We start from the raw sequence: 26,029 nt of genomic DNA, 5'->3' as shown, positions 1-26,029 counted from the left end.
AGCCGTGATCGTAATTACGCCGCGGGCGCGGTGCCCGGGTGCGGCGCTCTACCCGCATTCGTCGTTGGCCGCCGCCCGCGCGGCGACGATCACGGCCGCCTGCCGGGCCGGGGTCAACGCCGACCAGGGGGCATTCCAGCTGCCCGCCGTGCCCGACGGCGACGCCTGGACCATCGCCAAATAGGGCTCGAACAGCGACGCACCCGTCTTGGGCTGGCCGTCCATCCACACTTTGGCGGCGTGACAGGCCTGGTAGTACTCCTCTTCGGTCGAGTGCGCGGGAACGTCGACCCTGGTCGTCACGCCGCCGGGGGACAGGCCGATGGCTCCCGCGGGTGCCTTGCCCGGGGCGCCGGCGCGGTCCGATTGCCGCGCCGACGAGGGTGCCGGGGCGCCCTGGTGGTCGCCCTGCGAGCAGCCCACGACCGCCACCAGGACGGCCACCACGGGGGCCGCGGCAACCACCGCGCCCCGCCGCCGGGGTCGACCACCGCGCCAGCGCACGGTCTCAATCTATGCAACACTGGCTGCCGTGATGGAGCGCTTCGGATTTTGCGAGTGTTGTCGGCCGTAACACGCCGCCGCCTGTCCGAACCTTTTTCCGCTCTGGAGTTCCTCCCCATGACTTTGTCCCTTGCCGGGGCAGCGCCCGTCACCGCCGCGGTCACGCGCCCCCGAATCCTGTCGTCCCCGTCCGCGGGCCCGACCCGGCTGCGGGTGCCTGACCTGCTGCACGCCACCGACCAGGCCGCCGATGATGTGCTCAGCGGGCGCTGCGATCACCTGCTGCCCGAGGGCGGCATCCCCGAGGCGCAGCGCTGGTTCACCCGCATCCACGGCGACGAGGAACTCGACATCTGGCTCATCAGCTGGGTGCCCGGGCATCCGACGGAGTTGCACGACCACGGCGGGTCGCTGGGCGCGCTGACCGTCGTGTCCGGCTCGCTCAGCGAATACCGTTGGGACGGTAGCGTTTTGCGACGCCGTCGGCTCGACGCCGGCGATCAGGCCGGGTTCCCGCTGGGCTGGGTGCACGACGTGGTGTGGGCGCCGCGGCCGGTCACCGTGCCGGTCACGGGGTTGCCGGGCGCGAGCTCCGCGCCGGCGCAGCCGACCCTGAGCGTGCACGCGTACTCGCCACCCTTGACCGCCATGTCCTACTACGACGTCACCGACCGCAACACATTGCGCCGGCAACGCACCGAACTGACCGACCAGCCGGAAGGATCGCCGTGAGCCGCATCGACGTCGTCTTGAGGTCCGCCCGGCGCCGGTATCGCCGCCTGCCCGCCACCGAGGTGCCCGACGCGCTGCGCCGCGGCGCGGTACTCGTCGACATCCGACCCCAGGCGCAGCGGGTCCGCGAGGGCGAGGTGCCCGGCGCGCTGGTGATCGAACGCAACGTCCTGGAGTGGCGCTGCGACCCCACCAGCGAGGCCAAACTGCCCGAAGCCGTCGGCGACGACGTCGAATGGGTGATCCTGTGCTCGGAGGGCTACACCTCCAGCCTGGCCGCGGCCGCGCTGCTGGACATCGGGCTGCACCGCGCCACCGACGTCATCGGTGGCTATCACGCGCTGGCCGGCGCGGGCGTCCTCACCCAACTGGCCGGCGGCGCGGTCGGGGCCCCGCTGGCGGACACGGCTGCGGGCGCCCGCCGCTGGATCTAGTCGCCGGCGTGCAGCAGCGGCCGCAGCTTGGCCGTCTTGTCCGGCGTCCAGCCGGGCGGCGACATCACCGCCGCCCAGCCGTCGGCGACGTCGGCGACGTACCGGTGACCGTGCCCGTCGGGGACGTCGACGGCCACGGCCATGTCGGCCGACACCTGGAGGAAGGTGACGACCGGTATCCACCGCGTCTGGGGCAACACGTCATAGCCGCGCCGCTCCCGCAGCCAGTCGGGCTTGCTGAAGACCAGGTCCGGGGTCCACCAGGCGATGGGGTCCGAGGCGTGCTGCAGATAGACCACCCGCGGGTGGTCCCACGGATCCTTGGGGCGTGCCAAGTTGCCGGCGCGGGCCACAAAGCGGACGTAACGGCCGTCGTCGTAGATCGGCAGCCATTCGGGGGAGCCGGTGTCCCGCGTGGTGGTCAGGTCGGTCCAGATGGTGTTTTGGAATGTCGGCCCGCTGAACAGAGCGCCGTCGGTGCGGGCGAGCAGATTGTTCAGGCTCATGAACGACGCCTCGCCGCCGAAGGAGCCGAGGCTTTCGCCGAACACGACCAGCTTGGGGCGTTGCCCTTCCGGCATCTGGCGGATCAGCCGGTCGACGGCTTCGAACAGCGCCTGGCCGGCGTGCCGGGCGTTCTCCTTGTCCACCAGGAACGACAGCCAGCTCGGCAGGAACGAATACTGCATGCTGACGATCGCGGTGTTGCCGTTGTACATGTACTCGAGCGCGGTGGCCTCGGCCTCGTTGATCCAGCCGGTGCCGGTGGTGGTCGCGACCGCGACGACGGCGCGCCGCAGCCCGCCGGTGCGCTGCAACTCGCGCGCGGCGAGTTCGGCGGTGGCGGTGAGGCCGTCGGCCGAGTTCAGTCCGGCGTAGGCGCGGATCGGCTCGGCCGCCGGGGCGCCATTGAACTTGGTCAGGTCGTCGACCTTGGGACCGCCCTCGATGAAGATGCGCCCTTGGTGGCCAAGGGATTCCCAGGACACCAGCGACTCGGGACCCCCGGAGCGCAGCGGGGTCTTCGGCGGCGCGCTGTCCGGGTTCATCTCGTTGTTCGTCGTGGCGAACGTGTTGTTCATCGTGCGCATCGCGAACTTGAGCACGACGCCGTTGAGCACGGCGATGGTCAGCACGACCAGCAGGGTCACCACGATGGTCGCCGAGAGGCGAAACGGCGCGATCCGGTCGACCTGGTTGACCAGGAAGCGGACCAGCCAGCGGGTGAACTGGCCGATTTCGACGAAGGTGAACAGGACGATCACCGAGAGCACCGCCGCCACCGGGTAGTCGTACCACTTCAGGTGCGCCACGCCCATCAGGTCGCGCACGCTGTCCTGCCAGACGTGGAACCAGATCGCCATGAGTACCTGGCCCACCACGGCGACCGGGATCAGGACCTTCCACGCCCAGCGCGGCGGTGGCGGGCTGGACGGCTTGGCCCACAAGTACCGGTACAGCCACACGGTGAAAACGCCCAGCCCGTAGCCGATCGCCCCCGAGATCCCGCTGACGAGTCCCTGGAAGATCGCACCGCGCGGCAACAGCGACGGCGTCATGGAGAACCAGATGAAGACCAGGCCGACCGTCGTGCCCATGAACGTGTAATGCCTGACCCACCAAGGCTTTTTGCCCGGCCGCGGCTCGGGGGTTTCCGGCGCCGGCGGACGGGGTTCGGGTTCGGTCGCGACACCGGTGTGCGCGCCGGTGTCGTCCACCGGCTGGTCGCCGGCGTCGATATTCGTCGCGGAACCCGGTTCGCTCATGGAAGCGTCCTAGCGGTGGGTGAAGTTCGGCGGGCGCTTCTCGACGAAGGCCGCCATCCCCTCCGACTGGTCCTCGGTTGCGAAAGTCGAGTGGAACAGCCGTCGTTCGTAGAGAAGTCCCTCGGTCAGCGTGGATTCGAACGCGCGGTTGACGGCCTCTTTGGCCATCCTGGACGCCGATCGCGACATCTGCGAAATCGTGGTGGCGACGGCCTTGGCCTCGGTCAGCAGGTCGTCGGCGGGCACCACGCGCGACACCAGCCCGCTGCGTTCGGCTTCGGCGGCGTCGATGGTGCGCCCGGTCAGGATGAGGTCCATGGCCTTGGCCTTGCCAATGGCGCGGGTCAGACGCTGCGAGCCGCCCATGCCGGGCAGCACACCGAGCTTGATCTCGGGCTGGCCGAATTTCGCTGTGTCGGCGGCGATCAGCAGGTCGCACATCATGGCCAGCTCGCAGCCGCCGCCCAGCGCGTGCCCGGCCACCGCGGCGATCGTCGGGGTGCGAACCTCGGCGAGCCTGCCCCAGGGGGCGAAGAAGTCGGCGCCGAAGGCGTCGGCGAACGTCAGCTCGGCCATCTCCTTGATGTCGGCGCCGGCGGCGAATGCTTTGGCCGATCCGGTGATGATGATGGCCCCGATGCCGGGGTCGTCGTCGAAATCCGCTGCCGCACGGGTTACTTCGTTCATCACCTGGGTGTTCAGCGCGTTGAGGGCCTTCGGTCGGTTCAGGGTGATGATGCCGACGCGGTCCTCGCGCTCGACGAGGATGGTCTCAAAGGTGTTGGAGGATGCGTCCGTCATTTTTAAGTCGCCTTTCTAGAACCTCAGGTCGTCGTCGACCGGGGCGAAATACGCCTCGACGTCGGCCGCCGCGACGGCGGCCAGCTGCGCCGGCGACCACTTCGGATTGCGATCCTTGTCGATCAGCTGCGCGCGAATTCCCTCGACCAGGTCGTGTGAGCGCAACGAGGCCGAGGACACCCGATAGTCTTGGACGAGAACGTCTTTCAGCGTTTCCAGGTGCGCCGCGCGCCGTACGGCCTCCAGCGTCACCGACAATGCGATCGGGGAGCGGGTGGCGATCAGGTTGGCGGCATCGTTCGCGGGGCCGGCGCCGTGGCCCCGAAGGGCCGCGACGATGTCCTCGACGGTGTCGCGCGCGAAGCAGTCGTCGATCCAATCACGTTGTTCCGCAAGCTCACTCGGTGGCGCCTCGACGGCGTATTTGGCGAGCGCGTTCTCGACGCCGTCGCCGACGATCGCCCGGCGGAATGCGTCGACGTCTGCGTGCGGCACGTAGTGATCGGCGAACCCCATGGCGATGGCGTCGGCTCCGGAGAACGGCGCTCCGGTCAGCGCGGCGTGCAGCCCCAGCCCGCCGGGCGCGCGCGAGAGCAGGTGCACCCCGCCGACGTCCGGGATGAAGCCGATGCCGACCTCGGGCATGGCGATCTTGGAGGTATCGGTCACCACCCGGGTGTTCGCGTGCGCGCTGACACCCACACCGCCGCCCATCACGATGCCGTCCATCACCGCGACGTAGGGCTTGGCGAAGTCGGCGATCTGGGCGTTGAGCAGATATTCGTCGCGCCAGAAGCGCCGCGCCTCGGCCCCGTCCTGGCGCGCACTGTGGTAGATGGAGACCACGTCGCCGCCAGCGCACAATCCGCGTTCACCCGCGCCGGAAAGCACCACCGCGCGCACCGCGTCGTCGTCGGCCCAGCCGGTGAGGATGGCCGTCAGATCGTCGACCATCCGCTGATTCAGCGAGTTGATCGCCTTGGGGCGGTTGAGCGTGATCAAGCCGACGTTTCCGTCGACCTCGGTGAGAACCTCGTCGGATCCGTCGGTCACGCCCTAGCCTCCCTTGTGTCGGTCCAGCCTCGAGGAAGAAATCTAGATCGTCACGACCGGCGCGGTCTGCGCGGGTAAGGGTTATCTTTAACGCGACGACAACGGCTCAAGCCTTCAACGGCTCGAGAACCCACAAAATGCCCAGCTCGGCTGGGAACCAGGGTGGTCCGCTGATCGTTGAGATTGTGTTCGCACAGCTCGAAGCCAATAAGAGAGGATCCGACGGTGCGGGAGACAAGCAACCCGGTATTTCGTTCGCTGCCGAAGCAGAGGGGCGGATACGCGCAATTCGGCACTGGCGCGGCCCCGATGCAGGGCTACCAGGCCGACCCCTATGCGGCTCCGTACCAGGCTCCGTACCAGGAGGCCAAGGCTTCGCGTCCGCTGACCATCGACGACGTCGTCACCAAGACCGGCATCACGCTGGCCGTGCTGGCGGCCTCCGCCGTGGTCTCCTACTTCTTGGTGGTCTCGAACCTCGCCCTGGCGATGCCGCTGACCATGATCGGCGCGCTCGGCGGCCTGGGCCTGGTGTTGGTCGCGACCTTCGGCCGCAAGCAGGACAGCCCGGCGATCGTGCTGAGCTACGCCGTCCTCGAGGGCCTGTTCCTGGGTGCCATTTCGTTCGTCTTCGCCCACTTCTCGGTGTCGAGCGCGAACGCCGGCGTGCTGATCGGCGAGGCCGTGATGGGCACCTTCGGGGTGTTCTTCGGGATGTTGGTGGTCTACAAGACCGGCGCCATCCGGGTCACGCCCAAGTTCACCCGCATGGTGGTCGCCGCGCTGTTCGGCGTGCTGGCCCTGATGCTGGGCAACTTCGTGCTGGCGCTGTTCGGTGTCGGCGGCGGCGCCGGCCTGGGCCTGCGCAGCGGCGGCCCGCTGGCGATCATCTTCTCGCTGGTGTGCATCGGCATCGCGGCGTTCAGCTTCCTGATCGACTTCGACGCGGCCGACCAGATGGTCCGCGCCGGCGCGCCGGAGAAGGCCGCATGGGGCGTCGCCCTGGGCCTCACCGTGACGCTCGTCTGGCTGTACATCGAGATCCTGCGGCTGCTCAGCTATCTACAAAACGATTAGCTCTGCCACACAGAAAACCGGCACGCCGAAAGGCGTGCCGGTTTTTTATTGCCTGCCGGGCGGTGCGGCGTCGTTGGGTGTGCAAGTACGGCGTTGAGTGTGAACTGACGGTTTCGAGTGTTAAGCAGCGGCGGGGTCGATCGGCGTGTCGCCGCCCACGTTTCACACCCAAAGCCGAGGCTTCACGCTCACCGCAGTCAGTCCTCCGCGGCGGCCCCCAAAACCAGACTGCTCAGCTCAGCCGCTCGATCACCATCGCCATGCCCTGCCCGCCGCCGACGCACATCGTCTCCAGGCCGAACGTCTTGTCGTGCGTTTGCAGGTTGTTGAGCAGCGTGGTCGCGATGCGGGCACCGGTCATGCCGAACGGGTGGCCCAGCGCGATCGCCCCGCCGGACACGTTCAGCTTGTCCTCGTCGATGCCCAGCTCGCGGGCCGACCCCAGCACCTGCACGGCGAACGCCTCGTTGATCTCGAACAGGTCGATGTCGCCGACGGACAGCTTGGCCCGCGCCAGCGCCTTCTTGGTCGCCTCGATCGGACCCAGCCCCATGATCTCCGGCGAAAGGCCGCTGACCCCGGTGGACACGATCCGCGCCAGCGGCGTCAGGCCGAGTTCCTTGGCCTTGGTGTCGCTGGTGATCACCACCGCGGCCGCGCCGTCGTTCAGCGGGCAGGCGTTGCCCGCGGTCACGGTGCCATTGGGCCGGAACACCGGCTTGAGCTGGCTGATCTTCTCGTACGTGGTGCCGGGACGGGGGCCATCATCGGTGCTCACCGTGGTGCCGTCGGGCAGGGTCACCGGGGTGATCTCGCGCTCGAAGAACCCGCTCTTGATCGCTTCCTCCGCGCGGTTCTGGCTGCGCACTCCCCAGTGGTCCTGGTCTTCGCGGCTGATGCCGGTCAGCAGGGCGACGTTTTCGGCGGTCTGCCCCATCGCGATGTATACGTCGGGCAGGTTGCCGTCGGCGCGGGGATCGTGCCACTCGTCGGCGCCCTCGGCCGCGGCGCCCGAGCGCTCCTGGGCCTCGCCGAACAGCGAGTTCTTGGTGTCCGGCCATGAGTCGGCGCTGCCCTTGGCGAACCGGGACACGGTCTCTACCCCCGCGGAGATGAAGGCGTCGCCCTCACCGGCCTTGATCGCGTGGAAGGCCATCCGCGAGGTCTGCAGCGACGACGAGCAGTACCGGTTCACGGTGGTGCCCGGCAGGAAGTCGAAGCCGAGCTCGACGGCGATGACCCGCGCCAGGTTGTATCCGGACTCGCCGGCGGGCTGCCCACAGCCCAGGATCAGGTCGTCGATCTGGTGTGGGTTCAGCGCGGGCACCTTGTCGAGGGCGGCGCGCACGATCTGGACGGCCAGGTCGTCGGGCCGCATGTTGACCAGCGACCCCTTCATCGCGCGGCCGATCGGCGAGCGAGCGGTTGAGACAATGACGGCTTCAGGCATGGTGGTTCCCTTCAAATCCCTGCAGATCCCACAGATGGGGCTGGCTCGCTTCACCATCGGGCGGTGGGTCCACCCCGACGGGCGAACACAAATCTAGTCGCTGCCGACCTCGGGGCACGAAGACGGGGCAGGTCCGGGTGCCGGGCGCCGCCACAGCCGCGACATCACGCTGGCGCGCGTGTGACCCTGCCCCAAGACCGGCGTCGCCGCAGGCACCGGCGGGCCCAGCGGCGGACGCTCCACCTTCTCGCCCAGCGCGTCGCACACGGCGAGCAGCAGCGCGTCGGCGGCCAGCGCATAAGCGGGCGCCGACGGGTGGTAACCGTCGGCGGAGAACATCGCGTCGGGCGTGGCCCGGAACTGCGGCGCCATCAGCTGCGCCAGCGGCACCGGCACACCGCCGGCCGAGCGGACCGCCGCGGTCTGGGCGCGGGACAGCTGCAGGCAACGCTCGTGCGCGAGCGAGCGCAGCGGCTGTGGAATCGCGCTGATGAACCCCAGATCCGGACAGGTGCCCACGATCACCACCGCGCCCCGGTCGCGCAGCTTACGGACGATCAACGCCAGCCGTTGCGCCGACTGGCTCACCCCGTTGAGCGCGGTCACGTCGTTGGCGCCGACCATTACCACCGCAACGTCGGGCGGCGGGCCGGCGACGAACATCGCGTCGACTTGACCACACACGCCCTTGGAGGTGGCGCCGACGATGGCCTTGGTGCTCAACCGGATTCGCTTGCCGGTCTGCTCGGCCAGGCCCCGCGCGATCCGCACCCCGGGCACCTCGTCGGCGCTCATACACCCGTATCCGGCGGCGGTCGAATCGCCGAAGATCATCAGGTGCAGGTCGGCCGCCATCCCGCGATGCCACCGTTGGACCGGCCCGCCGCCGCGCGCGTACACGCCGTCGGCGCGAGGCGGGATGTCCCATGCCTTGGGGATGATGGTGCGCGCGTGGGTCGCCTGGCCGACCAACAGACTGCGCGCCCCCAGGTAGGCGGTTCCTGTCGAGGCCAGCGCGCCCGCAGTGGCCAGGGCGATCGCCGAACGACGTGGCACCCGGATGGTCACCCCCTCGATTTTAGGGCCGCCGCGGAGTTTGCGCGGGTGGTGTGAAAAAACGAACTGATCACGGTGCGACTCAAAACTGGTATCAACTCAGAGATTTCATACGTTGCACTAAGCAATGGCTGTCAAGCTGAGAACAAGGGGATGGCTGAGCGCTTTGGCAAACGGCTGAACCAGGCGCTCAACTGCCTCGTCACATGCTGTATCGCACTACAACGGCGTAGGAAGTGTTGAGCATGACCGCACCTAGCAAGGTATCGGGGTCGCCTGAGGCCACCGTTCGTGCCCATGATGTCCTCAAAGCTCGTCGCGACCAGACCCGCAAGTTCGCGATCAGCGACGGCGCACCGGTCGAGGTCCTCGAATCCGGCCCCAGCGTTGCTGCGCGATTGGCCAACCTGACGTCACGGCTGACGATCCGGCCGATCCTGACCGTCGGCAGCCACGTCCCCAACCTGCCGTGGCCGTGGGGCCTCATCGACCTCACCGCCCGGGTGCTGATCCCGGCGTCGGCCACCGTTCGCGAGACGGTGAAGCTGCCGCACGCCTCCGCGCAGCTGGTGCGCGCGCCCGGGGTGCTACCCGCCGACGGCAGCCGCCGCGTCGTCGTCTACCTCCACGGCGGCGCCTTTTTGACCTGCGGGGCGAACTCCCACGGCAGGCTCGTCGAAGCCCTCTCCAAGTTCGCCGACGCACCCATCTTGGTGGTCAATTACCGTCTGCTGCCCAAGAATTCGGTGGGTATGGCGATCGACGATTGCCACGATGCCTACCGATGGCTGCGGCTGCGCGGCTACCGACCCGACCAGATCGTGCTCGCGGGCGACTCCGCGGGCGGCTACCTGGCGCTCACGCTGGCGCAGCGCTTGCAGGAGGAAGGCGAGGAGCCCGCGGCGCTGGTGGCGATCTCGCCACTGCTGCAGCTGGCGAAGGAACCCAAGCAGGCCCACCCCAACATCGACACCGACGCGATGTTCTCGGCCGAGGCGTTCGACGCCCTCGCCGCGCTGGTCGCCACGGCGGCCGGCAAGAACACCGTCCACGGCAAACCCGAAGAGATCTACGAGCCGCTCGAACACATCAAGCCGGGACTGCCGCGCACGCTGATTCACGTGTCGGGCTCCGAGGTGCTGCTGCACGACGCGCGGTTGGCGGCGAGCAGGCTGGCCGCGGTCGGGGTGCCCGCGGAGGTGCGGGTGTGGCCCGGCCAGATCCACGACTTCCAGCTGGCCGCGCCGATGGTGCCGGAGGCCATGCGCTCGCTGCGCCAGATCGGCGACTACATCCGCGAGGCCACCGAATAGCACCACGCAACGCGCAGAGCAGTTGCGCGCCGCGCCAAACCGCCTGAGACGATGTGACGCATGCGGATCGCGCAGCACATCAGTGACCTCATCGGCGGCACGCCGCTGGTGCGCCTGAACTCCGTCGTTCCCGACGGCGCCGGCATCGTGGCGGCCAAGGTCGAATACCTCAACCCCGGCGGCAGCTCCAAGGACCGGATCGCGGCGAAGATGATCGACGCTGCCGAGGCCAGCGGACAGCTGAAGCCCGGCGGCACAATCGTCGAACCCACCTCGGGCAACACCGGCGTCGGGCTGGCCCTGGTCGCCCAGCACCGCGGCTACAAATGCGTGTTCGTCTGCCCCGACAAGGTCAGCGAGGACAAGCGCAACGTGCTCATCGCCTACGGGGCCGAGGTGGTCGTGTGCCCGACGGCCGTGCCCCCCGAGCACCCGGACAGCTACTACAGCGTCTCCGACCGGCTGGTCACCGAGATCGAGGGCGCGTGGAAGCCGGATCAGTACGCCAACCCTGAAGGCCCGGCCAGCCACTACGCCACCACCGGCCCGGAGATCTGGGCCGACACCGACGGCAAGGTCACCCACTTCGTCGCCGGCATCGGCACCGGCGGCACCATCACCGGTGCGGGCCGCTATCTCAAGGAGGTATCGAACGGGGCCGTGCGCATCATCGGCGCCGACCCCGAGGGGTCGGTGTATTCGGGTGGGACCGGCCGCCCCTATCTGGTGGAGGGCGTGGGCGAGGACTTCTGGCCGCAGGCCTACGACCGCACGGTGCCCGACGAGATCATCGCGGTGTCCGATTCCGACTCGTTCGACATGACCCGGCGACTGGCGCGTGAGGAAGCGATGCTGGTCGGCGGGTCATGCGGGATGGCGGTGGTGGCCGCACTGCGCGTCGCCGAGCAAGCCGGACCCGACGCGCTCGTCGTGGTGCTGCTGCCCGACGGCGGGCGCGGCTACATGTCGAAGATCTTCAACGACGCCTGGATGTCGTCGTACGGGTTCCTGCGCAGCCGGCTCGATGGGTCGACCGAGCAGTCCCGGGTCGGCGACGTGTTGCGTCGCAAGTCCGGTGCGCTGCCCGACCTGGTGCACACCCACCCCTCGGAAACGGTGCGCGACGCCATCGGCATCCTGCGCGAGTACGGGGTGTCCCAGATGCCGGTGGTCGGCGCCGAGCCGCCCGTGATGGCGGGGGAGGTCGCCGGCAGCGTCTCCGAACGCGAACTGCTGTCGGCCGTGTTCGAGGGCCGGGCGAAACTTGCCGACGCGGTCGCCCAGCACATGAGCCCCCCGCTGCCGATGATCGGCGCGGGCGAGCTGGTCAGCGCGGCGGGCACGGCGCTGCGCGACTGGGACGCGTTGATGGTGGTCGAGGAGGGCAAACCGGTGGGCGTGATCACCCGCTATGACCTGCTGGGCTTCCTCTCCGAGGGGCCCCGTGGGCTCAGCGGGCGCCGGTAGCGCGCGGCGCTCGGCGGGCGATGTGTGTCTCGCCCGTCGGTGAAACGCTCAGGTACGGTAATTCGGCTAATCCGGCTAGAGATGTCCGGCTGTTCCGCAGTGGAAGGTTGCCCATGACCGATCAACCGCCGCCCGGCGGCGCGTACCCGCCGCCTCCCTCGTCGCCCGGTCCCTCCGGTGGGCAGCAGCCGCCCTCCGGCGGCCAGGAATTCCCGCCCCCGCCGTCGGCGCCCGGCGCTTCCTACCCCCCGCCACCGCCACCGCCCGGTGGGTCCTACCCGCCGCCCCCGCCGTCGTCCGGCGGCTACGCGCCGCCACCCCCGGGACCGGCGATCCGCAGCCTGCCGACGCAGGAGTACACGCCGTGGCTGACCCGCGCGCTGGCGTTCGTCATCGACATCCTCCCGTACGTCGTCGTGCACGGCATCGGCACCGCGATCCTGCTCGCCACCCAGCAGACGGCCTGCATCACCGACGTCACCCAGTACGCCGTCAACCAGTACTGCGCCACCCAGAACTCGACCCTCGGCATGGTGGCGCAGTGGTTGGCGTCGATCGTCGGGCTGTTCTACCTGATCTGGAACTTCGGCTACCAGCAGGGCACGACCGGGTCGAGCGTCGGAAAATCGGTGATGAAGTTCAAAGTGGTCAGCGAGGTCACCGGCCAGCCCCTCGGCTTCGGCATGTCCGTGGTGCGCGCGCTGGCGCACTTCATCGACGCGATCATCTGCTTCATCGGTTTCCTTTTCCCGCTGTGGGATTCGAAGCGTCAGACGTTGGCGGACAAGATCATGACGACCGTGTGCCTGCCGATCGACGGCACCGAAAGGCCGCCCGTCACCTAGGCTGATCGTCGATGAGCGACGACCGCAACCCACACCCCGAATTCACCGGACTGGCCACCAAAGCGATTCACGCCGGCTACCGGCCGGACCCGGCGACCGGAGCGGTCAACGCCCCGATCTACGCCAGCAGCACCTTCGCCCAGGACGGCGTCGGCGCGTTGCGGGGCGGCTTCGAGTACGCGCGCACCGGCAACCCGACCCGCGGCGCTCTCGAGGCGGCGCTGGCCGCGGTCGAGGAGGGCAGCTACGGGCGGGCCTTCGCCTCCGGGATGGCGGCCACCGACTGCGCCCTGCGGGCGGTGCTGCGGCCAGGTGATCACGTGGTGATCCCGAACGACGCCTACGGCGGCACGTTCCGGCTGATCGACAAGGTCTTCACCCAGTGGAACGTCGAATACACGCCCGTCGCGCTGCACGAGCTGGACGCCGTCGCCGCCGCGATCACGCCGCGAACCCGGATGATCTGGGTGGAAACCCCGACGAACCCGTTGCTGTCCATCGCCGATATCGCCGCCATTGCCGAGCTGGGCAGGCGGCAGTCCGCGAAAGTGTTGGTGGACAATACCTTTGCCTCATCTGCGCTGCAGCAGCCGCTGACGCTGGGGGCGGACATCGTGCTGCACTCGACCACCAAGTACATCGGCGGGCATTCCGACGTGGTGGGCGGCGCGCTGGTCACCAATGACCAGGAACTCGACGACGCGTTCGGCTTCCTGCAGAACGGGGCTGGCGCGGTGCCCGGCCCGTTCGACGCCTACCTGACGATGCGCGGCCTGAAGACCCTGGTGCTGCGCATGCAACGGCACAGCGAAAACGCCACGGCCGTCGCGGAATTCCTCGCGGGCCATCCCGCGGTGAGCGTGGTGCTCTATCCCGGTCTGCCCAGCCACCCCGGGCACGAGATCGCCGCGCGGCAGATGCGCGGGTTCGGCGGCATGGTCTCGGTGCGCATGCGCGGCGGCCGGGACGCCGCCCGGGAGCTGTGCGCCAAAACCAAGGTGTTCATCCTGGCCGAATCGCTGGGTGGGGTCGAGTCGTTGATCGAGCACCCCAGCGCGATGACGCACGCGTCGACGGCCGGGTCGCAATTGGAAGTGCCCGACGACCTGGTGCGCCTGTCGGTCGGCATCGAGGACATCGCCGACCTGCAGGCCGACCTCGAGCAGGCCCTCGGCTAGCTACCGCGAGCAGACGCGGAATCGCACGCGCTGAGCGCGTTTAGTGCGATTCCGCGTCTGCTCGCGAGGGGACGCTAATGGCTAGGAGTGGTAGGGCTCCGCGCTGACCAGGGTGACCTCGACGGTGTTGCCGTTGGGCACCACGTAGCTGCGGGTCTCGCCTTCCTTGGCGTCGATCAGCGCGCCGCCCAGCGGTGAATTGGGCGAGTACACCTCGAGCTTGCCGTCGTTGACGCCCTCCTGGCGGGTGGCGATCAGGAAGGTCTCCGTGTCGGATTTGTCGCCGTTGTAGTAGACCTTGACCACCGAGCCGGGCAGCGCGACGCCGGACTGCTTGGGCGCTTCGCCGACCTTGGCGTTGTTGAGCAGATCCTGCAGCTGGCGGATGCGGGCCTCCTGCTGGCCCTGCTCTTCGCGGGCGGCGTGGTAGCCGCCGTTTTCGCGCAGGTCGCCCTCCTCGCGGCGGTCGTTGATCTCCGCGGCGATGACCGGACGATTCGCGATCAACTGGTCGAGCTCGGCCTTGAGTCGGTCATGCGACTCCTGGGTAAGCCAGGTCACCGAAGTGTCCGTCATCTCGTCGTGCTCCTCGTATGTTGTTCCGCGAGTCCGCTTAAGTCCTGTTACTCCGCCGTCGGATGCGTGCGGGTCCATCCCCGTGTGCTGCAACGCCGTGGTGCTAACGGCCGCTAATGCAGCAACACGGTCCCAGCCGGAACCGTGTATTCACTCATGTTACCACCGCGCAAACAGTTGATGACTCCATATTCGCTGTTCGGCGTCGATCGCGACGGTCAGGACCGGCGCAGATAGGCCGGCACATCGGTGCCGCAGCCGTAGATGTCGGCCACCGCCGGCGGCTGCGAGGATTTGACCGTCGTCGTCACCTGCACGGTGCTCGCGTCGGACGGCGGGACCAGCAGCTCACGCCGGCCCGTCTCGCTGCCGTCGGCCGCGCGGACCCGCACGATGCAGGCCACCGGCCGCGACGGATCCGATCGGGTCACGCTGATCGTTATCGACGCCGTCTGGTCGTCGATCACCCGGTAACCGGCCAGCGTCCCCTTGACGTCACTGGTGCCGAACCGGTGGTAGCCGATGGCGGCCACGGCCAGGCCGGCCGCAACGACCAGCACGCCCAGCACGACGATCGCCCAGCGCCGGGGGATACGCCGCAACCGGGAACGCCCGTAGCGGGCCTCCGGACGCGGAGTCGGGTTCTCGGTCATGCCTGGTTATGCCTGGCTGTCGGCTGCCGGGCACCGGCCGACAGCATGCAACGATGTGAAACTGGAATTATAGGGTCAGACCGGGCGACCACCCGAGGTGACAAGGGAGCACGTGAGCGAATTGCGGTTGATGGCGGTGCACGCCCACCCCGACGACGAGTCCAGCAAGGGCGCCGCCACCCTGGCCCGCTACGCGGACGAGGGCCATCGGGTGCTGGTGGTGACGTTGACCGGCGGTGAACGCGGCGACATCCTCAACCCGGCGATGGACCTGCCCGAGGTGCACGGGCACATCGCCGAAATCCGCCGCGACGAGATGGCCAAGGCCGCCGAGATCCTCGGGGTGGAGCACACCTGGCTCGGCTTCGTCGACTCCGGTCTGCCCAAGGGCGACCCGCCGCCCCCGCTGCCCGAGGGCTGTTTCGCGCTGGTGCCGCTCGAGGAGTCGGTCGAGGCGCTGGTGCGCGCGGTACGCGAGTTCCGTCCGCACGTGATGACCACGTACGACGAGAACGGCGGCTATCCCCATCCGGATCACATTCGCTGCCACCAGGTTTCGGTCGGCGCCTTCGAGGCCGCCGGCGATTACCGGCGTTTCCCGGACGCCGGCGACCCGTGGTCGGTGTCCAAGCTGTACTACAACCACGGCTTCCTGCGGGCCCGGATGCAGTTGCTGCACGACGAGGCCCTCAAGCACGGTCACGAACCCCCGTTCAAGAAGTGGCTCGAGCATTGGGACGCCGCGCACGACCCGTTCGAGTCCCGAGTCACCACGCGCGTCGAGTGCTCGGCCTATTTCAGCCAGCGCGACGACGCGCTGCGGGCGCACACCACACAGATCGATCCGGAGCACGACTTCTTCGCGGCTCCCATCGAATGGCAGCAACGGCTTTGGCCCACCGAGGAATTCGAGTTGGCCCGCTCGCGCGTCCCGGCCCGGCTACCCGAGGACGATCTGTTCGCCGGGATCGAGACCGACGCGTGAACCACCTCGTTCTGATCGCGAGCTGGCAGGCCGACAACGCGCCCCAGCACACCGGGCCCGACTTCGGGAAGGCCAGCCCGGTCGGCCTGCTGATCGTCGTGTTGTTGTTGATCAGCACGCTGTTTCTGCTGCGCTCGATGAACCGTCAGCTGAAGAAGGTGCCGGAGTCGTTTGATCCCAAGCATCCCGAGCCGGACCAGGCCGCCGACGAGGGCACCGACGCCGTCGGCCCGGGCGCCGAGCAGGCCCCGGATCAGGCGGACGGGTCACCGCGACCCCCGGGATCCGGCGATGAGCCAAGCTGACTCGACCGGCACGAACACCCTGGGGCTGGCGACCAGCCCGTATCTGCGGCAGCATGCCGACAATCCGGTGCACTGGCAGCAGTGGACGCCGCAGGCGCTAGCCGACGCCGCAGCCCGCGACGTGCCGATCCTGCTGTCCGTCGGCTACGCGGCCTGTCACTGGTGCCACGTCATGGCGCACGAGTCGTTCGAAGACCACGACGTCGCCGCCGCGATGAACGCGGGATTCGTCTGCATCAAGGTCGACCGCGAGGAACGGCCCGACATCGACGCGGTGTACATGAACGCCACGGTGGCCCTCACCGGGCAGGGCGGCTGGCCGATGACCTGTTTCCTCACGCCGGACGGCCGCCCCTTCTTCTGTGGCACCTACTATCCGAAAGATGGCTTCCTGCAACTTCTTTCGGCCGTCTCCGCCACGTGGCAGGAGCGTCGTGGCGAGGTGGAGGAGGCGTCCGACCACATCGCCGGCGAGTTGCGCAAGATGGCTTCCGGCGTCAAGGAGGGTGGGCCCACCGTCTCGCCCGACCTGTGTGACCACGCCGTCGCCTCGCTGCTCAAGGATGAGGACACCGTGCACGGCGGGTTCGGCGGTGCGCCGAAGTTTCCACCCTCGGCGATGCTCGAGGCGCTGCTGCGCAACTACGAACGCACCGGATCGCCGGCGGCGCTCGACGCGGTGTCGCGGGCCGGCAACGCGATGGCCCGCGGCGGCATCTACGACCAGCTCGGCGGCGGTTTTGCCCGCTACAGCGTCGACAACGCCTGGGTGGTACCGCATTTCGAGAAGATGCTCTACGACAACGCGCTGCTGCTGCGCGCCTACGCGCACTGGGCCCGGCGTACCGGCGACCCGCTGGCCCGCCGCATCACCGACCAGACCGCCCGGTTCCTGCTCGACGAACTCGCCGACGGTCCCATGTTCACCTCGTCACTGGATGCCGACGCCGACGGCCGCGAGGGCTCGACCTATGTGTGGACGCCGAAACAGCTGGACGACGCGCTAGGTCCCGACGACGGCCGTTGGGCCGCAAGGGTTTACGCGGTCACACCCGCCGGCACATTCGAGCACGGCGCCTCGGTGCTGCAGCTGCCCGCCGATCCGGAGGATGCGCAGCGGGCCGAACGCGTGCGGGCCGCGTTGTTGAACGCGCGGCGCGCCCGGGTCCAACCCGGCCGCCACGACAAGGTCGTCACGTCGTGGAACGGGTTGGCGATCACCGCGTTGGTCGAGGCAAGCGTGGCGCTGGACGAACCCGAGTTCGCCGACGCGGCAAGCCGTTGCGCGAGGGCGCTGCTCGACTTGCACGTCGTCGAGGGCCGGCTGCGGCGCGCCAGCCTGGGCGGCGTGGTCGGCGACAGCGTCGCCATCCTCGAGGACCACGCGATGCTGTCCACCGGACTGCTGGCGCTCTACCAGCTGACTGCCGAGGCGGCCTGGCTGACGACGGCGACCGACCTGTTGGATACCGCGTTGGCACACTTCGCCGACCGGGAGCGGCCCGGCCAATGGTTCGACACCGCCGACGATGCCGAGCGGCTGATGCTGCGGCCCGCCGACCCGCTGGACGGGGCGACCCCGTCGGGCGCGTCGTCGATCACCGAGGCGCTGCTGACGGCGGCACATGTGGTCGACGGGGAGCGCGCCGAGCGGTATCTGCGGGCGGCCGACGACGCGCTGCGCGCGCACTCGGTGCTGCTGGAACGCGCGCCGCGCTCGGCCGGGCATTGGCTGGCCGTGGCGGAGGCCGCGGTCCGCGGGCCGCTGCAGATCGCGGTGGCCTGCGATCCATCGTGGTCGCCGCTCCTGGCCGACGCGCGGCGGCTGGCGCCCGGCGGGACGATCGTCGTGGGCGGGGAGGTGAATTCGTCGGCGCTGCTGACGGACCGGGACCGGGTGGCCGGCGCCGACGCCGCGTACGTGTGTCGTGGCCGGGTCTGCGACCTGCCGGTGACCGCCGCGGCCGAACTGGCCGCCGCCCTGGGTGTTTCCGGTCGTTGATGTCGATGGTGGTGACCCGCTGCGCCCGGCTACGCCGCGCTAGCGATCACCACCGACGCTGATGGTGGTGACCCGCTGCGCCCGGCTACGCCGCGCTAGCGATCACCACCGACATCGATGGTGGTGACCCGCTGCGCCCGGCTACGCCGCGCTGGCGATCACCACCGACATCGATGGTGGTGACCCGCTGCGCCCGGCTACGCCGCGCTGGCGATCACCACCGACGCCGGGTTACCCTGCCTCCCATGCCGAATGCCGCCAAGACCGAAGCGATCAGAAACACGGTCCACCGCTACATCGAGCTGGTCGCCAAGGGCAGCGCCGACGACCTGGTCGAGTTGTACGCCGATGACGCCACGGTCGAGGACCCGGTCGGCGGTGAGGTGCACATCGGGCGCCAAGCGATCCACGGCTTCTACTCCGCGGTCGACAACCTGCAGCGCGAATGCGAACTGAAGACGTTGCGCGTGGCCGGCAACGAGGCGGCCTTCCAGTTCCGGCTGACCGTGACCGCCGGCGAGCACCGGATGGTGATCGAGCCGATCGACGTCATGGTCTTCGACGGCAGCGGCAAGATCGCCGCGATGAAGGCGTACTGGTCACCCGACGACGACGTCGCCCAGGGCTAGCCGGCCGATCGGGCCTCAGCCGCCCAGCAGCCAGGCGTGGTCGCTCGTGTAGAAGACGGCGAACCACATCGCGATGTAGTGCAGGATCGCCGCGATCGCGGTGAAGGCGTGGAAGAACTCGTGATATCCGAACGTCCGCGGCCACGGGTCCGGCCACCGTAGGCCGTAGAAAATGCCGCCGACGCTGTAGAACACGCCGCCCACCGCCAGCAGGACCATCGCGGCCACCCCGGCCTGGTGCAGGATCGTCGGCGCGTACCAAATGGCCACCCAGCCCAGCAACAGATAGAGGGGTACGCCCAGCCAACGCGGCGCCGTCGGCCAGCACAACTTCAACGCGATGCCCGCCAGCGCGCCGCCCCACACGATCCACAGCACCACCTCGCCGGTGTCCTGCGGCATGACCAGCCGCGCGAACGGCGTGTAACTGCCGGCGATGAACACAAAGATCATCGAATGGTCGAGCCGTTTCATCCGGATCCGGGCCAGATCTGATTTCCAGTGCACCCGGTGGTAGGTGGCGCTGACCGCGAACAGCGCCACCGTGCAGGCGGCGTAGATCAGCGTCGAGTGACCGGCGCGGGGCGAGGAGGCTGCCCACGACACCGACACCAGCGTGGCGCCGGTGATGACGGCCAGCCACGCCGAGTAGAAGTGGATCCAGCCGCGCAGCCGGGGCTTGGTCAAAACCTGGGCGGCACCTTCGACGAGCTGCTCGACGGTGTTGCCCGGAACGATCGATTCGTTGTCGGGTTCCGGATTGGGGGCGGTGCTGGTCTGGCTGCTCATGGCTCCTGTGTTTTTGTCTCGGCGGGCCGCGTAAGAGCCAGAGTAGCCAGGGATGGTTACGGCGCAGTGTCGACTTTTCCGGCGGCATCTCAGCTGGCTTCCGATTAGGACCGGGCCGAACTGCAACCCGGAATCCATTGCCGCTGGCAGTAGGGTGGGTCTTCGTGGAAATCATCCCGCGGCGACTCAAAGAGCCGCTGTATCGGATCTACGAAATGCGGTTGCGGCAGGGTCTGACCGCTTCCAAGTCAGAACTGCCCCGCCACATCGCGGTGCTGTGCGACGGGAACCGGCGCTGGGCGCGCGACGCGGGATACGACGACGTGAGCTACGGCTACCGAATGGGCGCCCTCAAGATCGCCGAGATGCTGCGCTGGTGTCAGGAAGCCGGCATCGAGATGACCACCGTGTACCTGCTTTCCACGGAGAACCTGCAGCGCGATCCCGAGGAGCTGGCGGGTCTCATCGAAATCATCACCGATGTGGTCGAGGAGATCTGCGCACCGGCCAACCGCTGGAGCGTGCGCACCGTCGGCGACCTCGAGTTGCTCGGCGAGCAACCGGCCCGCCGGCTGCGCGGCGCCGTGGAGTCGACCCCGGTCGTGGCGCCCTTCCACGTCAACGTCGCCGTCGGCTACGGGGGCCGCCGCGAAATCGTCGACGCGGTGCGTTCGCTGTTGAACAAGGAACTGGCCAACGGCGCCAGCGCCGAAGAGCTGATCGACACGGTCACCGTCGACGCGATCTCGGAAAACCTCTACACCTCCGGTCAGCCCGATCCCGACCTGGTGATCCGTACCTCGGGCGAGCAATGCTGTGGCAAAGCGCGTACTCGGAGATGTGGTTCACCGAGGCGCACTGGCCCGCCTTCCGTCGGGTCGACTTCCTGCGCGCGCTGCGCGACTACAGCCAGCGGCATCGCCGCTACGGCAAGTAAGTTTCGCCGCGCGCACAGTTCGTGTGACTCATGGGGCCGCTGATCCCACCCGACTGGCGCGTGTCAAATATTTACCCGAAAACGGGAATAGCCGGATGAACCCCCTCGTCGTTGTATCCGTGGCAATAGCCAACACCGCCATTGCGAGGAGTAATTTCATGATGTCTGTTTCTGGTGTATCCGGCCTCACCACGCGGCCCCTCTACGACTCGACCGACTCGCTGTTGCGTTTTGCCGTGCGCGCCGACGCGACCCTGACGGGATTCTTCGGCTTGGTGATCGCCTTTCTCGCCGACCCGCTCTCGTCGCTGACCGGGCTGACGTCCTTCCAGAATTACGCCATCGGGGCCTTCTTCGTGATCTACGGCCTCGTGGTGTTCAGCCTCGGGGCGATGCCGGACCTGCGCGGCGTCGGCATCGGCGTCATCGTGGCCAACGTCTTTTTCACGCTCGCGTCGATGGTGGCGGCCGAAGCCTTGCCGCTCAACGTCACCGGGGTCGCGCTGACGCTGGCCGGCGGCGCCTACACGGCGGCCTTCGCCGCGCTGCAATACCTCGGTGTGCGTCGCCTCGAGACGGCGTAGTCGCGCCTAAAGCTTGCGCAGCCGCAGCCGGTTGATCGAATGGTCGGCGTCCTTGCGCAGCACCAGTGTGGCGCGCGGCCGGGTCGGCAGGATGTTCTCGACCAGATTGGGGCGGTTGATCGAGCGCCAGATCTCGCGCGCGGCGGCGACGGCCTTGGTGTCGTTGAGCGCCGCGTAGTGGTGGAAGTGCGATTCGGGATCGGCGAAGGCGGTGCTGCGCATGGCCAGGAACCGCGAGATGTACCACTGCTCGATGTCTTCTATCCGCGCGTCCACATACACGCCGAAGTCGAACAGGTCCGACACCATCAGGGTCGGACCGGTCTGCAAAACGTTGAGGCCCTCCAGGATCAAGATGTCGGGATGACGTACCACGTGCTTGGCCCCGGGGATGACGTCGTATTTCAAATGGGAATACACCGGAGCGCACGCGTAGTCCGAGCCTGACTTGACCGAGGTCACGAACCGCATCAGCGCCCGACGGTTGTAGCTTTCCGGAAAGCCCTTGCGGTGCATCAGATTTCGTCGGTCCAGCTCGGCATTCGGGTACAGGAAGCCATCGGTGGTCACAAGGTCCACCCGGGGGTGGTGGTCCCAACGGGCCAGCAGCGCCTGCAGCACACGGGCGGTCGTCGACTTGCCGACCGCCACGCTGCCGGCGACGCCGATGATGAACGGCACGGGCCGGTCCGGGTTTTGCTGGGGTTCGCCCAGGAATTCGGCGGTGGCGGCGAACAACCGCTGGCGCGCGGCGACCTGCAGGTGAATGAGCCGGGCCAGCGGCAGGTAGACCTCTTCGACTTCGAGCAAGTCGATTTGTTCACCCAAACCGCGCAGGCCGATGAGTTCTTCCTCGGTGAGGGCCAGCGGCGTCGACATACGAAGCGCGCGCCATTGCTTTCGGTCGAACTCCACATATGGGCTCGGCTCGCTAAGCCGCGGCATAGTGCAAGTGTTGCAGGGGCGCCGAAAAGCCCGACGGCTGGGCTGGCGAAAACTCCACGCTGGATAGACTGGCGGCCGTGACTGCTGCACCTGACGCCCGCCCCTCGACGTCCGTGATGTCCGCCCCGCTGGCCGACGTCGACCCGGATATCGCCGAGCTCCTCGGCAAAGAGCTCGGCCGGCAACGCGACACCCTCGAGATGATCGCTTCGGAGAACTTCGTGCCGCGCGCGGTGCTGCAGGCGCAGGGCAGCGTGCTGACCAACAAGTACGCCGAGGGCCTGCCCGGGCGTCGGTACTACGGCGGCTGCGAATTCGTCGACGTCGTGGAGAACATCGCCCGCGACCGGGCCAAGGCGCTCTTCGGCGCCGACTTCGCCAACGTGCAGCCGCATTCGGGCGCCCAGGCCAACGCCGCGGTGCTGCACGCGCTGATGTCGCCGGGGGAGCGGCTGCTGGGTCTCGACCTCGCCAACGGCGGTCACCTGACGCACGGCATGAAGCTGAACTTCTCCGGCAAGCTCTACGAGAACGGCTTCTACGGCGTCGACCCGACGACGCATCTGGTCGACATGGACGCGGTGCGCGCGCAGGCGCTGGAATTCCGACCGAAGGTGATCATCGCCGGTTGGTCGGCCTACCCGCGGATCCTCGACTTCGCCGCGTTCGCCTCGATCGCCGACGAGGTCGATGCCAAGCTCTGGGTGGACATGGCGCACTTTGCGGGCCTGGTCGCGGCCGGCCTGCACCCCTCGCCGGTGCCGCACGCCGACATCGTCTCGACCACCATTCACAAGACGCTCGGCGGCGGCCGCTCCGGCATGATCCTCGGCAAGCAGGAGTACGCCAAGGCCGTGAACTCGGCGGTGTTCCCCGGCCAGCAGGGTGGCCCGCTCATGCACGTCATCGCGGGCAAGGCCGTCGCGCTGAAGATCGCCAGCACCCCCGAATTCGTCGAGCGCCAGCAGCGCACGTTGTCCGGCGCGCGCATCCTCGCCGACCGGCTCTTGGCCGCCGACGTCGCGAAGGCCGGCGTCTCGGTGGTCAGCGGTGGCACCGACGTCCACCTGGTGCTGGTGGACCTGCGCAACTCCCCGCTCGACGGGCAGGCCGCCGAGGACCTGCTGCACGAGGTCGGCATCACCGTCAACCGCAACGCGGTGCCCAATGACCCGCGGCCGCCGATGGTCACCTCGGGTCTGCGGATCGGCACACCCGCCCTGGCCACTCGCGGCTTCGGCGACGCCGAGTTCAGCGAGGTCGCCGACGTCATCGCCACCGCCCTGGCGGCCGGCACCTCGGCCTCCGAAGGTCAAGTGTCGGGACTGCGGCAGCGCGTGACACGGCTGGCCCAGGAGTTTCCGCTGTACGAGGGCCTCGAAGACTGGGCGCTGGTCGGCCGCTGACCCGGCCGGCCGGCGCGTGTGAGGACCAAAGTCACCACTTGGCCCGACACGGCCCCGGCGATTTCATGAACCTGTGTACGCGGGTTACAGTTATCTCATGGCACAGAGACCCGTCGCGAATGCGCTGACCCTGGAACTCGAGCCGGTCGTCGAAGCCAACATGGATCGTCACCTGTCCACCGAGGACATCTGGTTCGCCCACGACTACGTGCCGTTCGAACGGGGCGAGAACTTCGCCTTCCTCGGCGGACGCGACTGGGACCCGTCGTCGATGACGCTGCCCAGGCCGTTGACGGACGCCTGCGAGATCATCTTGCTGCTCAAGGACAACCTCGCGGCACACCACCGCGAATTCGTCGAGCACTTCATCCTCGAGGATTACTGGGGCCGCTGGATCGGTCGGTGGACCGCCGAGGAGCACCTGCACGCGATCGCCCTGCGCGAATACCTGGTGGTGACTCGCGAGGTCGACCCGACCGCCAACGAAGAGGCCCGCGTCCAGTACGTGATGAAGGGATACCGCGCCGACACCTACTCGCAGGTGGAAACGCTGGTGCACATGGCGTTCACCGAACGCACCCACGCGGTGTTCTGCGAGAACCTGGCCGCCAAGCTTGAGGAGCCCATTCTGGCCGGCCTCGTCGACCGGATCGCCCGCGACGAGCGGCGGCACGAACTGTTCTTCTCCAACCTCATCGCGCACTGCCTCGACTACACCCGCGACGAAACGATCGCGGCGATCGCCACCCGCGCGGCCGAGCTGCAGGTGCCCGGCGCCGACATCGACACGTATGCGGACAAGGTGCGAAACGTCGCCGAGGCAGGCATTTTCGGTCCGGAGCAGCTGCGCCAGGCGATCTCCGACCGCATCACCGCATGGGGGCTCGCGGACGAGCCCGCGCTGCGGCAATTCATCGTCGGCTGAGCCGGCGGCACGCTCCCGGCAATTCATCGTCGGCTGAGCCGGCGGCACGCTCCCTTCTGATCCCTCCGCGTTGTCGCGGCTCGTCACGTCGGCGCGCCTGCACAGCGGGCACGCGACCACGGGAGTAGCGTCGTTCCCGATGGCCAGCGTCATGCTCTGCTGCCAGGGCGGCACCTCCCGTCACCACAACGGAAGGACCGGCCCCGGTCCTGGTGCTGCGGTTCCCGTCGACATGCCTGTGCGGGTCCGCGCGGGCTCATCCCGCTCGAGGAGCGCTACGTGACCGATATCCGGACCTACGTGATCGACACTTCCGTGCTGCTGTCCGACCCCTGGGCGTGCAGCCGGTTCGCCGAACACGAGGTGGTTGTTCCGTTGGTGGTGATCAGCGAGCTGGAGGCCAAACGCCACCACCACGAGCTGGGATGGTTCGCCCGCCAGGCGTTGCGTCTGTTCGACGATCTTCGGCTCGTGCACGGCCGCCTCGATCAGCCCATTCCCGTTGGGACACAAGGCGGTACGCTGCACGTCGAACTCAACCACACGGACCCGGCGGTGCTGCCCGCCGGCTTCCGCAACGACAACAACGACTGCCGCATCCTCAGTTGCGCCGCCAACCTCGCCGCCGAGGGCAAGCGAGTCACGTTGGTCAGCAAGGACATTCCGCTTCGGGTCAAGGCCGCCGCGGTGGGGCTGGCCGCCGACGAGTACCACGCGCAAGACGTCGTGGCCTCCGGGTGGTCGGGCATGCGCGAGATCGAAACCGCCACCGACGACATCGACGCGCTGTTCACCGACGGCGAGATCGATCTGGCCGAGGCCCGAGACCTGCCCTGCCACACCGGCATTCGACTGCTCGGGGGTAGCTCTCACGCGCTGGGCAGGGTCAACGCGGACAAGCGCGTTCAGTTGGTCCGCGGTGACCGCGAAGTGTTCGGATTGCGCGGACGATCCGCCGAACAGCGGGTGGCCCTGGACCTGTTGCTCGACGAGTCGGTCGGCATCGTGTCGCTGGGCGGCAAGGCCGGCACCGGCAAGTCGGCGCTGGCGCTGTGTGCCGGCCTGGAGGCCGTGCTGGAGCGGCGGACCCAGCGCAAGGTGGTGGTGTTCCGTCCGCTGTACGCCGTCGGCGGCCAGGAGTTGGGATACCTGCCCGGCAGCGAGAGCGAAAAGATGGGTCCGTGGGCGCAGGCCGTTTTCGACACCCTCGAGGGTCTCGCCAGCCCGGCGGTGCTCGAGGAAGTGCTGTCGCGCGGCATGCTCGAAGTGCTGCCGCTGACTCACATCCGCGGCCGGTCGCTGCACGACTCGTTCGTCATCGTCGATGAGGCGCAGTCGCTGGAACGCAACGTGCTGCTGACGGTGCTGTCCAGGCTGGGCACCGGGTCGCGGGTGGTCCTGACCCACGACATCGCCCAGCGTGACAACTTGCGGGTCGGCCGTCACGACGGGGTCGCGGCGGTGATCGAGAAGCTCAAGGGTCATCCGCTGTTCGCGCACATCACCTTGTTGCGCAGCGAGCGATCGCCGATCGCCGCGCTGGTCACCGAGATGCTCGAGGAGATCGCCGGGCCGCACTGACGGTTTTGGCCGCGAAACTGTATTCCACGACAGCTC

25 protein-coding genes and 1 pseudogene are annotated in these 26,029 nt (G+C 68.4%); 16 read left to right on the top strand and 10 right to left on the bottom strand.

What is annotated here, in order from left to right:
• Window positions 1-48: 48 nt before the first annotated feature.
• Window positions 49-504, bottom strand: a complete 456-nt coding sequence (locus ACZ50Z_RS14565; protein ID WP_464484190.1) for a lipoprotein LpqV — start codon at window positions 502-504, stop codon at window positions 49-51.
• 117 nt (window positions 505-621) lie between these two features.
• Here ACZ50Z_RS14565 and ACZ50Z_RS14560 point away from each other — a divergent pair, with 117 nt between their 5' ends.
• Window positions 622-1,236, top strand: a complete 615-nt coding sequence (locus ACZ50Z_RS14560) for a cysteine dioxygenase (protein WP_464484189.1) — start codon at window positions 622-624, stop codon at window positions 1,234-1,236.
• Window positions 1,233-1,670 (top strand): rhodanese-like domain-containing protein, encoded by a 438-nt coding sequence (locus ACZ50Z_RS14555; protein WP_464484188.1) that lies wholly within the window; start codon window positions 1,233-1,235, stop codon window positions 1,668-1,670. Before ACZ50Z_RS14560 ends, ACZ50Z_RS14555 begins: the two co-directional genes overlap by 4 nt.
• On the opposite strand, the gene ACZ50Z_RS14550 is transcribed toward ACZ50Z_RS14555, so the two are convergent.
• Genes ACZ50Z_RS14550 through ACZ50Z_RS14540 form a run of 3 tightly spaced genes read right to left on the bottom strand, consistent with a single transcriptional unit; the run spans window position 1,667 to window position 5,290 of the window.
• Complete coding sequence (locus ACZ50Z_RS14550; RefSeq protein WP_464484187.1) at window positions 1,667-3,436, bottom strand: alpha/beta hydrolase; 1,770 nt, start codon at window positions 3,434-3,436, stop codon at window positions 1,667-1,669. The two genes, ACZ50Z_RS14555 and ACZ50Z_RS14550, sit on opposite strands and share 4 nt — an antisense overlap.
• A 9-nt stretch (window positions 3,437-3,445) precedes the next feature.
• Window positions 3,446-4,237: an enoyl-CoA hydratase gene (locus tag ACZ50Z_RS14545; RefSeq protein ID WP_464484186.1), complete on the bottom strand. Its 792-nt coding sequence runs from the start codon at window positions 4,235-4,237 to the stop codon at window positions 3,446-3,448.
• Window positions 4,238-4,252: 15 nt separating this feature from the next.
• Entirely contained in the window at window positions 4,253-5,290 is a 1,038-nt protein-coding gene (locus ACZ50Z_RS14540) for an enoyl-CoA hydratase/isomerase family protein (RefSeq protein WP_464484185.1), read from the bottom strand.
• A 225-nt stretch (window positions 5,291-5,515) separates the two neighbouring features.
• Here ACZ50Z_RS14540 and ACZ50Z_RS14535 point away from each other — a divergent pair, with 225 nt between their 5' ends.
• Window positions 5,516-6,367: a Bax inhibitor-1/YccA family protein gene (locus ACZ50Z_RS14535; protein WP_464484184.1), complete on the top strand. Its 852-nt coding sequence runs from the start codon at window positions 5,516-5,518 to the stop codon at window positions 6,365-6,367.
• 232 nt (window positions 6,368-6,599) lie between these two features.
• On the opposite strand, the gene ACZ50Z_RS14530 is transcribed toward ACZ50Z_RS14535, so the two are convergent.
• Together ACZ50Z_RS14530 and ACZ50Z_RS14525 are read right to left on the bottom strand one after the other, a co-directional pair.
• On the bottom strand, window positions 6,600-7,817 hold the full coding sequence (locus ACZ50Z_RS14530) for an acetyl-CoA C-acetyltransferase (protein ID WP_464484183.1): 1,218 nt from the start codon (window positions 7,815-7,817) through the stop codon (window positions 6,600-6,602).
• A gap of 93 nt (window positions 7,818-7,910) precedes the next feature.
• Window positions 7,911-8,873 (bottom strand): SGNH/GDSL hydrolase family protein, encoded by a 963-nt coding sequence (locus ACZ50Z_RS14525; RefSeq protein ID WP_464486241.1) that lies wholly within the window; start codon window positions 8,871-8,873, stop codon window positions 7,911-7,913.
• A 245-nt stretch (window positions 8,874-9,118) separates the two neighbouring features.
• Between ACZ50Z_RS14525 and ACZ50Z_RS14520 the strand changes: the two genes are divergently transcribed.
• The 4 genes from ACZ50Z_RS14520 (at window position 9,119) to ACZ50Z_RS14505 (ending at window position 13,676) form a co-directional block, all read left to right on the top strand.
• Window positions 9,119-10,186 carry an alpha/beta hydrolase gene (locus tag ACZ50Z_RS14520; RefSeq protein ID WP_464484182.1) on the top strand — a complete coding sequence of 356 codons (1,068 nt, stop codon included), beginning with the start codon at window positions 9,119-9,121 and terminating at the stop codon, window positions 10,184-10,186.
• Window positions 10,187-10,246: 60 nt separating this feature from the next.
• Complete coding sequence (locus tag ACZ50Z_RS14515; RefSeq protein WP_464484181.1) at window positions 10,247-11,653, top strand: cystathionine beta-synthase; 1,407 nt, start codon at window positions 10,247-10,249, stop codon at window positions 11,651-11,653.
• Window positions 11,654-11,766: 113 nt separating this feature from the next.
• Window positions 11,767-12,498 carry an RDD family protein gene (locus ACZ50Z_RS14510; RefSeq protein ID WP_464484180.1) on the top strand — a complete coding sequence of 244 codons (732 nt, stop codon included), beginning with the start codon at window positions 11,767-11,769 and terminating at the stop codon, window positions 12,496-12,498.
• Window positions 12,499-12,509: 11 nt separating this feature from the next.
• Complete coding sequence (locus ACZ50Z_RS14505; RefSeq protein ID WP_464484179.1) at window positions 12,510-13,676, top strand: cystathionine gamma-synthase; 1,167 nt, start codon at window positions 12,510-12,512, stop codon at window positions 13,674-13,676.
• An 81-nt stretch (window positions 13,677-13,757) separates the two neighbouring features.
• Here the strand turns inward: ACZ50Z_RS14505 and greA are convergent, their stop codons facing one another.
• On the bottom strand, window positions 13,758-14,252 hold the full coding sequence (gene greA / locus ACZ50Z_RS14500; protein WP_066997513.1) for a transcription elongation factor GreA: 495 nt from the start codon (window positions 14,250-14,252) through the stop codon (window positions 13,758-13,760).
• 218 nt (window positions 14,253-14,470) lie between these two features.
• Window positions 14,471-14,905, bottom strand: coding sequence for a DUF4307 domain-containing protein (locus tag ACZ50Z_RS14495; protein ID WP_464484178.1), 435 nt, complete (start codon window positions 14,903-14,905; stop codon window positions 14,471-14,473).
• A gap of 112 nt (window positions 14,906-15,017) precedes the next feature.
• On the opposite strand from ACZ50Z_RS14495, the gene mca reads away from it, so the two are divergent.
• The 4 genes from mca (at window position 15,018) to ACZ50Z_RS14475 (ending at window position 18,826) form a co-directional block, all read left to right on the top strand.
• Window positions 15,018-15,890, top strand: a complete 873-nt coding sequence (mca, locus tag ACZ50Z_RS14490; RefSeq protein WP_464484177.1) for a mycothiol conjugate amidase Mca — start codon at window positions 15,018-15,020, stop codon at window positions 15,888-15,890.
• Window positions 15,887-16,195 (top strand): hypothetical protein, encoded by a 309-nt coding sequence (locus ACZ50Z_RS14485; protein ID WP_464484176.1) that lies wholly within the window; start codon window positions 15,887-15,889, stop codon window positions 16,193-16,195. Before mca ends, ACZ50Z_RS14485 begins: the two co-directional genes overlap by 4 nt.
• Window positions 16,182-18,197: a thioredoxin domain-containing protein gene (locus ACZ50Z_RS14480; protein ID WP_464484175.1), complete on the top strand. Its 2,016-nt coding sequence runs from the start codon at window positions 16,182-16,184 to the stop codon at window positions 18,195-18,197. Before ACZ50Z_RS14485 ends, ACZ50Z_RS14480 begins: the two co-directional genes overlap by 14 nt.
• A gap of 245 nt (window positions 18,198-18,442) precedes the next feature.
• Window positions 18,443-18,826, top strand: a complete 384-nt coding sequence (locus ACZ50Z_RS14475) for a nuclear transport factor 2 family protein (RefSeq protein ID WP_464484174.1) — start codon at window positions 18,443-18,445, stop codon at window positions 18,824-18,826.
• Between the two features lie 15 nt (window positions 18,827-18,841).
• Here the strand turns inward: ACZ50Z_RS14475 and trhA are convergent, their stop codons facing one another.
• Window positions 18,842-19,615, bottom strand: coding sequence for a PAQR family membrane homeostasis protein TrhA (trhA, locus tag ACZ50Z_RS14470; RefSeq protein WP_464484173.1), 774 nt, complete (start codon window positions 19,613-19,615; stop codon window positions 18,842-18,844).
• 164 nt (window positions 19,616-19,779) lie between these two features.
• Here trhA and ACZ50Z_RS14465 point away from each other — a divergent pair.
• Window positions 19,780-20,552: pseudogene (locus ACZ50Z_RS14465) on the top strand ((2Z,6E)-farnesyl diphosphate synthase).
• A gap of 158 nt (window positions 20,553-20,710) precedes the next feature.
• Window positions 20,711-21,136, top strand: coding sequence for a hypothetical protein (locus tag ACZ50Z_RS14460; RefSeq protein WP_464484172.1), 426 nt, complete (start codon window positions 20,711-20,713; stop codon window positions 21,134-21,136).
• A 6-nt stretch (window positions 21,137-21,142) separates the two neighbouring features.
• Here ACZ50Z_RS14460 and coaA read toward each other — a convergent pair whose 3' ends face one another.
• The gene (gene coaA / locus ACZ50Z_RS14455) at window positions 21,143-22,081 is read right to left on the bottom strand and encodes a type I pantothenate kinase (RefSeq protein WP_464484171.1); all 939 of its coding nucleotides are present in this window, start codon (window positions 22,079-22,081) and stop codon (window positions 21,143-21,145) included.
• 116 nt (window positions 22,082-22,197) lie between these two features.
• On the opposite strand from coaA, the gene glyA reads away from it, so the two are divergent.
• The 3 genes from glyA to ACZ50Z_RS14440 all read left to right on the top strand — a co-directional run bounded on the left by glyA (window position 22,198) and on the right by ACZ50Z_RS14440 (window position 25,993).
• A complete protein-coding gene (glyA, locus tag ACZ50Z_RS14450; protein WP_464486240.1) occupies window positions 22,198-23,487 on the top strand; it encodes a serine hydroxymethyltransferase in 1,290 nt (429 codons plus the stop codon).
• Between the two features lie 97 nt (window positions 23,488-23,584).
• Window positions 23,585-24,412 (top strand): acyl-ACP desaturase, encoded by an 828-nt coding sequence (locus ACZ50Z_RS14445; RefSeq protein WP_464484170.1) that lies wholly within the window; start codon window positions 23,585-23,587, stop codon window positions 24,410-24,412.
• Window positions 24,413-24,691: 279 nt separating this feature from the next.
• A complete protein-coding gene (locus ACZ50Z_RS14440; RefSeq protein WP_464484169.1) occupies window positions 24,692-25,993 on the top strand; it encodes a PhoH family protein in 1,302 nt (433 codons plus the stop codon).
• Window positions 25,994-26,029 lie beyond the last annotated feature (36 nt).

It is taken from the genome of Mycobacterium sp. NTMscope_MAC_269, from assembly GCF_976985695.1.
Note: the sequence above shows the minus strand (reverse complement) of the source record. Positions and strands in the feature narration are given on the sequence as shown.

Bases quoted from the DNA above. Each gene is read 5' to 3' on its own strand.
- ACZ50Z_RS14445 (WP_464484170.1), top strand. From the start codon at position 23,585: ATGGCACAGAGACCCGTCGCGAATGCGCTGACCCTGGAACTCGAGCCG.
- ACZ50Z_RS14475 (WP_464484174.1), top strand. From the start codon at position 18,443: ATGCCGAATGCCGCCAAGACCGAAGCGATCAGAAACACGGTCCACCGC.
- ACZ50Z_RS14460 (WP_464484172.1), top strand. From the start codon at position 20,711: ATGATGTCTGTTTCTGGTGTATCCGGCCTCACCACGCGGCCCCTCTAC.
- ACZ50Z_RS14495 (WP_464484178.1), bottom strand. From the start codon at position 14,905: ATGACCGAGAACCCGACTCCGCGTCCGGAGGCCCGCTACGGGCGTTCC.
- ACZ50Z_RS14480 (WP_464484175.1), top strand. From the start codon at position 16,182: ATGAGCCAAGCTGACTCGACCGGCACGAACACCCTGGGGCTGGCGACC.
- ACZ50Z_RS14560 (WP_464484189.1), top strand. From the start codon at position 622: ATGACTTTGTCCCTTGCCGGGGCAGCGCCCGTCACCGCCGCGGTCACG.
- greA (WP_066997513.1), bottom strand. From the start codon at position 14,252: ATGACGGACACTTCGGTGACCTGGCTTACCCAGGAGTCGCATGACCGA.
- trhA (WP_464484173.1), bottom strand. From the start codon at position 19,615: ATGAGCAGCCAGACCAGCACCGCCCCCAATCCGGAACCCGACAACGAA.
- ACZ50Z_RS14520 (WP_464484182.1), top strand. From the start codon at position 9,119: ATGACCGCACCTAGCAAGGTATCGGGGTCGCCTGAGGCCACCGTTCGT.
- ACZ50Z_RS14505 (WP_464484179.1), top strand. From the start codon at position 12,510: ATGAGCGACGACCGCAACCCACACCCCGAATTCACCGGACTGGCCACC.
- ACZ50Z_RS14545 (WP_464484186.1), bottom strand. From the start codon at position 4,237: ATGACGGACGCATCCTCCAACACCTTTGAGACCATCCTCGTCGAGCGC.
- ACZ50Z_RS14550 (WP_464484187.1), bottom strand. From the start codon at position 3,436: ATGAGCGAACCGGGTTCCGCGACGAATATCGACGCCGGCGACCAGCCG.
- ACZ50Z_RS14515 (WP_464484181.1), top strand. From the start codon at position 10,247: ATGCGGATCGCGCAGCACATCAGTGACCTCATCGGCGGCACGCCGCTG.
- ACZ50Z_RS14530 (WP_464484183.1), bottom strand. From the start codon at position 7,817: ATGCCTGAAGCCGTCATTGTCTCAACCGCTCGCTCGCCGATCGGCCGC.
- coaA (WP_464484171.1), bottom strand. From the start codon at position 22,081: ATGCCGCGGCTTAGCGAGCCGAGCCCATATGTGGAGTTCGACCGAAAG.
- glyA (WP_464486240.1), top strand. From the start codon at position 22,198: ATGTCCGCCCCGCTGGCCGACGTCGACCCGGATATCGCCGAGCTCCTC.
- ACZ50Z_RS14510 (WP_464484180.1), top strand. From the start codon at position 11,767: ATGACCGATCAACCGCCGCCCGGCGGCGCGTACCCGCCGCCTCCCTCG.